The following is a 650-nucleotide window of genomic DNA, read 5'->3' as shown; positions in this document are numbered from 1 at the left end:
ACGGTAATCCAGGCGAGAAAAACAACGTTACCTGTGGTTCTATCGAGCACAAAATGGGTATCCATGGTAACGCAACTTGTGTGATGAACTTTGATGCATCAAAAGGTTGGTTGATTGGCCCAGAAAACAAGGGTCTAAACTGCATGTTCACATTCATGAACGTTGCACGTATCGGTACTTCTATTCAAGGTCTTGCTGCTGCTGAAGGTTCTTTCCAGGGTGCGCTAACTTACGCTAAAGAGCGTCTAGCTATGCGTTCTTTGACTGGTAAGAAGAACCCGGAAGGTAAAGCTGACCCAATCATTGTTCACCCAGACGTTCGCCGTATGCTTCTAACTCAGAAGTCTATCGCTGAAGGTTCTCGTGCAATGATCTACTACGCAGCGCAACAGGCTGATTTGGTAGAGCACGGTAGTGATGAAGAGAAGAAAGCAGCTGACGAGATGTTAGGCTTCTTAACGCCTATTCTTAAAGCTTTCTGTACTGAAGCTGGTTACGAGGCTGCTAACCACGGTGTTCAGGTATTCGGTGGTCACGGTTTCATCGCTGAGTGGGGTATGGAGCAGATCGTTCGTGATACGCGTATCGCACTAATTTATGAAGGTACAACTGGTATCCAGGCACTTGACTTGTTAGGCCGTAAAGTTCTA

1 protein-coding gene is annotated in these 650 nt (G+C 46.5%); it reads left to right on the top strand.

The features are described 5' to 3' along the window. On the top strand, positions 1–650 hold a 650-nt coding region (locus A3729_RS09270; protein ID WP_255376386.1), incomplete at both ends, for an acyl-CoA dehydrogenase family protein.

This window comes from Oleiphilus sp. HI0043, from assembly GCF_001634935.1.
The sequence above is the reverse complement of the archived record's forward strand: the minus strand, read 5'-3'. Positions and strand labels throughout refer to the sequence as shown.